General features: G+C 58.2%; 2 protein-coding genes. Both read left to right on the top strand.

Translation table 11 applies throughout. The features are described 5' to 3' along the window. Positions 1–153: 153 nt before the first annotated feature. Positions 154–1,143, top strand: a complete 990-nt coding sequence (locus L8I05_RS29380; RefSeq protein WP_242176704.1) for a hypothetical protein — start codon at positions 154–156, stop codon at positions 1,141–1,143. Between the two features lie 2 nt (positions 1,144–1,145). Then, positions 1,146–1,508, top strand: coding sequence for a hypothetical protein (locus L8I05_RS29375; protein WP_242176697.1), 363 nt, complete (start codon positions 1,146–1,148; stop codon positions 1,506–1,508). The last annotated feature ends 99 nt before the right edge of the window (positions 1,509–1,607 follow it).

Here is a 1,607-nt window from a genome sequence, read left to right as displayed (position 1 = left end):
AAACGGTGAGGGTGAGGGGCCTTTTGTAGGTGCTTTCTCCCTGCGACGCAGGCAACTTCCTAATTGTGACTCAGCCCTCCCGAGCTTGTGTGCGGGGCGTATTCCCTTGCTTATATTCCGACGCCATCTTCATTGCATCCAGGGATGTGAAGCATGGCGCAGGGCTATATCAACGAGCGCACCACGGACTACCTCGGCTTGAAATCCCGCTTGATGGGCGCAGCCCCGAACCGGCAGCGTTCCGATCATTTTGACGTGCTGAACCGGCACCTGCGTCATGGGCTGGTGACGCCGGGGCAATTGGTGATTGTTCCCGATACCTACAGCGTGACCTGCTCGCTGGAAGAGGCCTGGCTGATGCGCCAGGCCGAGGCGATTCGTCGGCAGCTGGACACTGGCGCAGGCACCCAAGTGGTCAATAATTATGACCTGCTGCAAAGTTTGCTGGGCTATGGCTCGTTGGGTGTGGGCAGCGCGACATCGGCGTGGGCGCGGCACCTGGACGAAGTGGCGCATACGCTGGAAGCGATTGAGCAACTGCACCAGCGCCTGAAAACCGGTGGCTTGGACCGTGACGCGTTTTTTCGCCAGCGCCAGGCGTTGTTCGGGCGGCTGGACACCCAGCTGCAAGGTGCGGCGCGATTTGGCACGGGGCTGCAGGGCAATCAGGCGCTGAAGAAGGTGTTGGGGATTTCCACCAAAAGCTATCTGCACAAGGGCCAGATCGCCGGGTATGCGCAGCGGATACAGGGCATTTCGCAGGCGTCGAAGTGGTTGGGGAAGGGCACGTATGTCGGCTTGGCACTGGACGTGGGCGTGGCAGGGTTGGAGATCAAGGAGGCGTGTGTACAGGGGCGGGAGGCGCAGTGTCGGCGGGCGAAGTATGTGGAGACGGGGAAGTTGGCGGGTGGTGTCGCGGGGGCTTATTGGGGAGGGAGTATTGGGGCGGAATTAGCCCGTCGCGGTTGTACAATTTTTTTGGGCGTCGTGGCTAAAGGAAACGGCGCGCTGGCCTGCGCAGTGATTGGCGGTGCTGCAGGAGGTTATGCCACGGGCAATGCATCTGGCACTTTCGGTGCGTTTCTGGGCGGGCAAATCGAAGAGATCGACGGTGATTTGATCTTTCAACCAGAGGGCGCTTAAGCATGGATTTTCAACTCATCCTGGCCATCTTTTTATTTGCAGGGGCGCTGGTTGGTTCGGGGCTCACTTTATACGTCAAGTACACCAAGCTCGAAGCGCTGGAAAGTTACTTCAGTGAGAACAAGCTGGTCTGCGATAACAAACGGTTTTGGGGCAGAAATCAGCACATCGACAGGTTTCAGCGGATGTTGCTGATCAATCAATTGTTGGCAATGCCCAAAACACATATCAAACGAGGGGACGTGACCGAGGCAGAACTGGCGTCCATCCCCAAGTCACTCAAACGCTGGGCGTTGTGGCCGATTAATTTTGGAATGGTATGGGCTGCCGGCTGTGCCCTCTGGGTCTATTTGTACGGCTGGTAGCCTACGATTGATCGTTCCCACGCTCCGCGTGGGAATGCACCCTGTGACGCTCTGCGTCACGACTTCAAGAGCCGGACGCAGAGCGTCCATAGCGGCATG

This window comes from Pseudomonas sp. MONT-RG-20F-20-E-7-02 (assembly GCF_022662395.1).
Lineage (GTDB): Bacteria > Pseudomonadota > Gammaproteobacteria > Pseudomonadales > Pseudomonadaceae > Aquipseudomonas.
This window is presented reverse-complemented; position numbering and strand designations above follow the sequence as displayed.